Genomic DNA, 7,790 nt, shown 5'->3' with positions numbered 1-7,790 from the left:
CTGGGGGGTGGACCGGCGAGGGGCGGGCTCCCGAGAGCCGCTCCTCTGAAAGCCAGGCCCCTGTAGGGCAGCCTCCCGTGGGGCAGGCCTCCGAGAGTCGCCCCTCTGAAAGCCAGCTCCCCGTAAGCCGCCCCTCTGAAAGCCAGCTCCCCGTAAGCCAGCCCTCCCAAAGCCAGCCCCCCGCAAGCCAGCCCTCACAAAGCCAGCCCTCCGAACGCAAGAAGAAGTCGGCAGGCCCCCGGCGCGTCCTGCTCGCCACGGCCGCCGTCGCGCTCGTCGCTACGGCCGCCACCGTGACCGGGTTCCTTGTCCACGAGCACCGGGAGTCGGTCGCCGCGCCGCCCAGTCGGCCCGGTGCGACCCGCTCGCCGTCCCCCGGCACGGAGCCCGGCGCGACTCCCACCCGCAAGGAGCCGTCGGAAGGATCGGATGGAGCGGGCAAAGGCACTCCCAAGCCACGCGGCTCTGCCGCGGGCCCAGCGGGCCCCGCCGTCACCGTCGATCCCGGACAGGACCGCAAGGGCCCCGCGGACGCCTCCGGACCGCTCTACGCCGTGAGCCTCGACCAGAGCAAGGTGCTGCGCTGGACCGGCGAGGGCACCTCATGGGCGGAGATCGGCGGCGTGGCCGGCAAGGTCTACGCGGGCGGTGCCGGAGTCTTCGCCACCGACCCCGTCGACGGCCGCATCTTCCGCTACGACGGCAAACCGGGAGCCTGGACCTACGCGGGGTCGGAAGGCGCCGAATTCGCCCTCACCGACAGCAAGTTGTACGCGCTCACCCCCGGCCGCGACGCCGTCATGCGCTATGACAGCCCTGAGAAGTGGACCCCGGTGGGAGGACCGGCCGGGCACATCTACGCGGGTGGGGCGGGTCTGTTCGCCACTCGCCCCGAAGACGGCCATCTCATCCACCGCAAGAGCAACGGCACTTGGACCCGCATCGGCAACCCCGGAGCGAGCTTCGCGGTCGGCGACGAGGACGTCTACGGTCTGTCCCCCGACCGCAAGAGCGTCTTCCAATGGACGGGCGAGGGTGACGTGTGGAACCGGATCGGCGGCCCCGCCGACACCATCCACGCGGGCGGCGCGGGCCTCTTCGCCACCGACCCCGCCACCGGCCACATCATGAAGTACACCGGGACCCCGGACCGTTGGAAGGACATCGGCCCCAAGGGCGCCGCCCTCACCGTCGGCGACAGCCACGTCTACCGCCTCGCCTCCGACCGCCGCACCCTGTGGCGCTGGACCAGCGACGGCACCGACTGGACCCGCGTGGGCGGCCCGGCAGGCGCGATCGCCAGCACCGATTGACCTGCGCGGGGAGTGGCAAAGGGTGTGCGGCCGACTTTCCGCCGCACACCCTGAGCCACTCTCAGCCCTGCTCCGTCACAGGATCACCCCCGCCCACAAAGGCACATGGTCGGAATGCAGTGCCTTCGTCGCGTCCGCCCATGTCACCTCCACCGAGGGCGGCACATACAGCGCGTCCATCTTCATGCCGCTGTTGTGGGTGGCCTCGCCGGAACGGCAGTGAGTCATCGTCGGCCAGCCCGCCGGTCCCGGTGCGAGAGTCACCTCCCGGATGTCGTTGCCGCACGGGCTGTCGACCTCCTTGAACTCCCCCTCCGCGTCCCGCTGATAGCCCGGAGCGTAGAAGTGGTCGGCCGCCGCCGAGAGCGGATCGTCGTTGAAGTCGCCGCCGAGCAGCTTCGTGTACCCCGGGTACTCGTCCCGGAGGATCTCCCGGGCCCTGGACGCCTCCGCGATGCGCAAGTCACGGTCGTCGTGCGTCAGATGGGCCGAGCAGGCGACCATCCTCCTGGCCTCGGAGCGTACGCAGAGCATCTCGCGGCGCTCCTTCGTCGCATACGCCGCCGCCTTCGCCCGCCCCTCGTCGCCGGCGTTCTCAAGGCCCGCGATCACATCGCCCGTCAACTGGTGGGACCTGACCGATTGGTCACTGGTCTCCACGAAGACGTCATTGCGGACGATCACGGCGTTGCCGAAGGGCACGCCCCCGTGGTTGCAGGTAGCGGTGGTGAGGTCTCCTCGCTGCACCGGGTTGAAGTACACGGCGTACTCACCGCCGAGGCGCTCGCGGAGCGTGTTGCTCCAGTCCTCACAGCCCTCCTGGACGGCGACGAAGGCCGGCCTGCGCTCCTGGACACTGCGCACCAGCGCCTCCGGCGCCTCCACCCCCTTGACCCCGTGCTCGGCGTTGCCGCCCGCCATGTTGAACGTGCCGATCTGGTACTCGGCCGGAGCCGCCGCCGCGACGGGCGGCGGGAACGCGTCGTCCGCACCGGCGGACGCGGGGACGGCCATCACGGAGGCCAGCAGCAGTGCGGTCAGGGCCAGCGCCCTGCGGGTGCGGGTGTGGGTGCGTGTGCGTGTCCGTGTCCGTGTGCGTGTGCGTGTGCGCATGACTGTCCTCACCATCCCGTGACCGGGTTGACGGTGCCCTTGAACATCCAGTGGTCGCTCAGCAGCACGCCGAACGTCGCGCGCAGGTCGAGACTGGGCATGCCCCAGAGGTCCCCGGGGTAGTCCAGACGTGCGCCGACCAGGTCCCACCCGTAGTCGCTGAAGAAGATGTGATCCAGCTTGCCCCCCGAAGTGTGGGTGGGCCGCTTCTGGTTGACGTCGGCCTCGAAGTTCCCGTCGTACAGCGGCTGGAGCGGCTTGGAGTCCGGCGTGGCGTTCAAGTCGCCGCCGATGACGGTCCGGTAGCCCTGCGCCTGGAGGTGCACGGTCTGGTCGCGGAAGTCGCGTCCGCTGGCGGTCCGGCTCAACTCGTCGGGGTCGGCGCCCTTGTTGAGGAAGTGGCTGCTGCAGGCGAACAGCAGATTGCCGGTGTCCTTGATGCAGGCCGCGCCCTGCTTCTTGTCCTCGACGAACGTCATGTTCACCGGGTGGAGTTCACTGCCCGGCAGCTTCTTCATCGCGACCAGGACGCCGGCCAGGTCGCGACGCCCGCCCGCCTGGACGCGCTGGTCGTTGCCCTGCTCATCGTGGTTCAGGAGAGCGCTGGGGGCGGCTTCCGGGGTGGGCACACGCTTGTCGGAGAGACAGGTGTGGACAGTGCCGAGATCTCCGGTTTCCCGGGTGGGGCCCTCGTGATCCCCGGTCACCGGGTCCTTCCGGACTACGGGGGCGGCGCGGAACTGGACCTGCCAGCCGTCGCCGAGGCGTTCCTGAAGCGGCTCGGCGTGCAGACCCAGGCAGACCTCCTGGAGCATGATCACCGCCACACTCGGGTCGTCCTGGACGGCCTTGACGACCTGATCGACCCGCAACTCCGGCTTGTCCCAATGGGGGCACCCCTCGTAGGCGCCACACGCGTTCCAGCTCAGCACGGACACCTTGTCCGGAAGGCCCGGGGCTCCGTCCACAGCGGTGGCCGTGCCGGTGGACGTCAGCAACAGAACAGCGAACAGGGGCACTGCCAGCACCCGGCAGACACGAGAGAAACGGGCGAGAATTTCGCGCACCACACAACCTCCGTAGGTCGATGACGACTGGTGCGCCCACCGTCCGCGAAAGCCGCGTTGTCCGCCGGTCCCAGCCACGAAACCGCAGGTCGGCAACAGGACAACCCGGATTGGCCGCGGACAATGAAGCCCGCGGCGGCCGTCGTACGCGCTACGCCCTACGCGCTACCCGCTACGCCCTACGCGCTACCCGCTACGCCCTACCCGCTACGCGATGTGCTCCGCGCCCGCGTCCAGCTCCTGCTGGTAGCGGCTGCGGAAGTCACGCAGGTACGGGCGCAGGGTGCTCTCCGCCGGAGGGCCTCCCGCCTGGCCCGTGACGCCGTACAGATCCATCAGGTACAGGCCGAACTGGCGGGCGTTGGGATAGTCCCCCAGCTCGCTCACGTACTTGCGGAACGCCGCGAAGTACGCGTCGTCGCGCGAGACGTCCTCCGGCAGACCCGACACGTCGTCGGGCAACGTCTCCGGGGCCTCCTCGAGGACCTCGTCCACCGCTGGGGCCTGCTCCTCGCGCGGACCCGGAATCAGATGCTGACCCCCGAGCGGGCGCGTACGGCCGGGACCCGCCGGCACCGGGAACCCGGAGTCGGGGACAGCCTCACCGCCGCCCTGCTCGTCGAAGTACGCCTGCTGCTGCTCCAGATACGCCTGCTGCTCGGCATAGGCCTGCTGATCCGCGTACGCCTGCTGATCCGCGTACCACTGATCGTGCGGTTCCTCAGGAACGTACGAAGGCTGCTGAGCCGCGAACCACGGGCTCGCGTGAGTGGCCCCGGGCTGCTGCTCTTCCGCCGACTCCGCCTGCTCCACCGGCAGCGGCTCCGCCCGGTCCCGCGGCCCGGTCAGCTCCGGCTGCTTAGGCTCCGCCGACACCGGCGCCGGCGGGAGCAGCGCCGGCTCGATCCCCGCCGCCGCGAGCCCCGCGGGCGCGGTTTCCGCGAGTGGTACGCCGAATCGGGCGAGCCGCAGCGGCATCAGCGACTCCACCGGGGCCTTGCGGCGCCAGGAGCGGCCGAAGCGGGCCTGGAGACGGGCCTGGTAGATCAGCCGGTCCTGCTCCAGCTTGATGACCTGCTCGTACGAGCGAAGTTCCCAGAGCTTCATCCGGCGCCACAGCTTGAAGGTCGGCACGGGGGAGAGGAGCCAGCGCGTCAGACGCACACCCTCCATGTGCTTGTCCGCCGTGATGTCCGCGATCCGGCCCACCGCGTGCCGCGCCGCCTCCACGGCGACCACGAACAGGACCGGGATCACCGCGTGCATCCCCACGCCCAGCGGGTCCGGCCAGGCCGCCGCGCCGTTGAAGGCGATCGTGGCCGCCGTCAGGAGCCACGCCGTCTGGCGAAGCAGCGGGAAGGGGATACGGATCCACGTCAGGAGAAGGTCGAGCGCCAGCAGGACGCAGATGCCCGCGTCGATGCCGATCGGGAAGACCACCGAGAAGTTGCCGAAGCCCTTCTTCTCGGCGAGCTCGCGTACGGCCGCGTAGGACCCCGCGAAACCGATACCGGCGATGACGACCGCACCGGCGACGACCACGCCGATGAGTATTCGGTGCGTGCGTGTCAGCTGCATCGCGGCCACCCGCGAACCCCTCCCTGTTCGGTCTGTTGCGAGCGACAGCCTGGCACACGGATCCGGAAGACGGTGTGCCGGTACGGCAGGAGCCCGGCCACCTGGGGGGCCGGGCTCCACAACTGCCTTGACTGCGCCGCGAGTTGCCCGCCGGGCGGGGCGCGGATACGTCAGCTCGTGCTAGCTCTTGCGCTTCTTCGGGCTGGACGAGGCATCCGAGTCGCTGCCCGACCCGTCACCGGAGCCCGAACCCGAACCCGAATCGGAGCCGGATCCCGCGCTCGAACCCGAGCCGCTGCCCGAACCCGAGCCGCTGCCCGAACCCGAGCCGCTGCCCGAATCGGAGCCGCTGCCCGAACCCGACCCCGAACCGGCCGACTTGTTCGCCGCGACGACCGCCGCGGCGGCCTCCTTCGCGGCCTTCTGCGCGTCCTTCGTCAGATCCGACGCACTCGGCGCCTTGTCGCCCGCCAGGCCCGCACCGTTGTAGTCGATCGTGACGACCGCGTTCTCCACGCGCGTCACGACCGTCTGCTGCTTGAAGCTTTCCTTGTCCTTCTTCAGGTTGTACCGGACGGTCGTCGTCTGGTCGCCCACGCCAGGAACCGGCTCGGTCTTGACGTCCTTCGCGTCCTTCGTGCCCTGCGCGTCCGCGACCTGGTTGGCGAAGCTCTCCTGCGCGCGCTTCTCGCCGCTGCCCAGCGACGCGTCCGAGTCGAAACGCAGCAGCGAGACACGGAGCCAGCGGAACTGCGAGCCGTCGACGCCGTTGTTCTCCAGGCTGTCCCACGTGCAGGTGCCGCGCGCCGAGGTGTCGGCGGAGTCGCCCGCCTTGCCCGACTTGTCCTTCGCCTTCGGGACCAGGTCCTCGAGCGTCTTCTTCGAGAGGACCTCGCACGGCTCGGGCAGCTTGCCGAACGCCGCCTTCTTCACGGCAGCGGGCTTGTCACCCGCCTTGGCCGGAGAGGACGCCTTGGAGCCCGAATCCTTCTTGGCCCCGTCCGGGCCCGAGTCGGAGTCGGAGGAGCAGCCGGAGGCAACGAGGATCACCGGTACGGCGGCTGCGCAGGTGAGTATGCGGGTGAGTCGCTGTGCTGGTCGGTGCATGGTTCCTTCACTCAAGTCACTCAAGACGGCTACATCGGTTCGATGGGTCACGGTACGCCGTGCTCGCGGCGGACGACTCCGCTTCCCGCGAGCCGGCCGCCCGTCCGAACCGCCGCCAATCGGACCTAATCGGAGAACCCGTCGGCCAGGCTACCGGCCAGTTCCTGCGCCTTGTCCTGCATTTCCTTGCTGTCGGGGATGTCGGTGCGACGCCCCGGCTGCTCGTCGTACTCGATGGTCACAATGACGTTCGACGTGCGGAACACCACAGTCACCGTGCGGTGCCGGGTGGCGGAGGCGGAGGTGGTGAGGGCGTCGTCGAGGAAGGCCTCGTCGCCGAGATCGTCGAGAACGCGGGGCTCGAGCCCGGCGGGGGTGACGGCATCCTCGGGCGAACCGCTGGAGCCGCTGTCGCCCTTGTCTTTGTCCTTGCCCTTGTCGTCCGCCTTGCCGGATTCGCCCGAGTCCGAACCACTGGCACCGCCCGAAGGCTCGGCATCGACATCGGCATCGACATCGGCATCGGTCGACGCACTGCCGGAAGTACCGGAAGTACCGGAAGTACCGGAAGGCTCAGGCAGATCAGCCTTCTGCACCTTCGACGAGTAGACCTCGGTGGCGCGGGTGTCATCGCTGACGGCGGTGTCGTACGAGACGACACGCTCGAAGTCGACGAGAAGGTGGTGCGTGGCGTCGGAGGACTCCACCTTCCACCGGCAGCCCACATGCCGGTCGGTGTCGTACGTGACGGTGGGCTCGCCCTCGTACGCCTTCTCCTGCTGCCTCTCGTCCGGCATCTCCGCGATGCCCGGCAGCATCGCGTCGAGCGTGCCGAGGTCGACCTCGCCGCAGGGCTCGGGGAGCGTGCGGTACTTGCCGGGCTCGGCGGCCGCGGTGGAGCTGCCGGGCTCACCGGGCTTCGAGTCGTCGGCTTCTCCGCCGAGCCCGCCACCGCCGGTGCAGCCGGCGAGCAGCACCGCGAGGAGAGCTGCGACGCCCGGTACGTAGGCCTTCCGCTGCACCGTATGGGCTCCTTCTCGCCGGGGATATCGGGGGATATTCGGTTGCCGCTGGCGGGCGACCGGTGGACACAATGTGTATCGCACGCACAGCCGTGGACGCCGGTCCGTCATCCGATTCGTTGACCTTGGCGCCGGTATTTGCGTTTCAAGACTTTCAACACTTTGGTTCAACCACGGGGGAATGAGGACGTTATGTCGTACGTGGAGGTTCCCGGGGCAAAGGTACCGATCCGCATGTGGACGGACCCCGCCTCGGTCGAGGACGTAGCCCTGCGGCAGCTGCAGAACGTGGCGACGCTGCCGTGGATCAAGGGCCTGGCCGTCATGCCGGACGTCCACTACGGCAAGGGCGCGACGGTCGGCTCGGTGGTCGCGATGCAGGGTGCGGTGTGCCCGGCGGCGGTGGGGGTCGATATCGGGTGCGGGATGTCTGCCGTCAAGACGTCCCTGACGGCGAACGATCTGCCGGGGGATCTGTCGCGGCTGCGGTCGAAGATCGAGGCTGCGATTCCTGTGGGGCGGGGGATGCATGCGGAGGCGGTGGATCCCGGGCGGTTGCATGGGTTCGGGACTTCGGGGTGGGGGGACTT

7 protein-coding genes are annotated in these 7,790 nt (G+C 69.5%); 2 read left to right on the top strand and 5 right to left on the bottom strand.

The annotated features are described in order from the left end of the window. Window positions 1-293: 293 nt before the first annotated feature. On the top strand, window positions 294-1,313 hold the full coding sequence (locus E2651_RS38540) for a hypothetical protein (RefSeq protein WP_135335933.1): 1,020 nt from the start codon (window positions 294-296) through the stop codon (window positions 1,311-1,313). Window positions 1,314-1,388: 75 nt separating this feature from the next. On the opposite strand, the gene E2651_RS38535 is transcribed toward E2651_RS38540, so the two are convergent. From E2651_RS38535 to E2651_RS38510, 5 genes are all read right to left on the bottom strand, one after another. After that, complete coding sequence (locus E2651_RS38535; protein WP_135335932.1) at window positions 1,389-2,426, bottom strand: endonuclease/exonuclease/phosphatase family protein; 1,038 nt, start codon at window positions 2,424-2,426, stop codon at window positions 1,389-1,391. A gap of 8 nt (window positions 2,427-2,434) precedes the next feature. Continuing rightward, complete coding sequence (locus E2651_RS38530; protein WP_167829024.1) at window positions 2,435-3,424, bottom strand: endonuclease/exonuclease/phosphatase family protein; 990 nt, start codon at window positions 3,422-3,424, stop codon at window positions 2,435-2,437. Between the two features lie 276 nt (window positions 3,425-3,700). Continuing rightward, window positions 3,701-5,080: a DUF2637 domain-containing protein gene (locus E2651_RS38525; RefSeq protein ID WP_135335930.1), complete on the bottom strand. Its 1,380-nt coding sequence runs from the start codon at window positions 5,078-5,080 to the stop codon at window positions 3,701-3,703. A 171-nt stretch (window positions 5,081-5,251) separates the two neighbouring features. Further along, complete coding sequence (locus E2651_RS38515; RefSeq protein ID WP_209446353.1) at window positions 5,252-6,178, bottom strand: DUF3558 domain-containing protein; 927 nt, start codon at window positions 6,176-6,178, stop codon at window positions 5,252-5,254. A 125-nt stretch (window positions 6,179-6,303) separates the two neighbouring features. Continuing rightward, complete coding sequence (locus E2651_RS38510) at window positions 6,304-7,200, bottom strand: DUF3558 domain-containing protein (RefSeq protein WP_135335929.1); 897 nt, start codon at window positions 7,198-7,200, stop codon at window positions 6,304-6,306. Between the two features lie 192 nt (window positions 7,201-7,392). Here E2651_RS38510 and E2651_RS38505 point away from each other — a divergent pair. Next, a partial coding sequence (locus tag E2651_RS38505) for an RtcB family protein (RefSeq protein WP_167829023.1) occupies window positions 7,393-7,790 on the top strand: 398 nt, incomplete at its 3' end.

Source organism: Streptomyces sp. MZ04 (assembly GCF_004684775.1).
Taxonomy (GTDB): domain Bacteria; phylum Actinomycetota; class Actinomycetes; order Streptomycetales; family Streptomycetaceae; genus Streptomyces.
Note: the sequence above shows the minus strand (reverse complement) of the source record. Positions and strands in the feature narration are given on the sequence as shown.

Excerpts from the sequence above, each read along its gene's own strand:
- E2651_RS38535 (WP_135335932.1), bottom strand. The coding sequence starts at position 2,426 with ATGCGCACACGCACACGCACACGGACACGGACACGCACACGCACCCAC.
- E2651_RS38515 (WP_209446353.1), bottom strand. The coding sequence starts at position 6,178 with ATGCACCGACCAGCACAGCGACTCACCCGCATACTCACCTGCGCAGCC.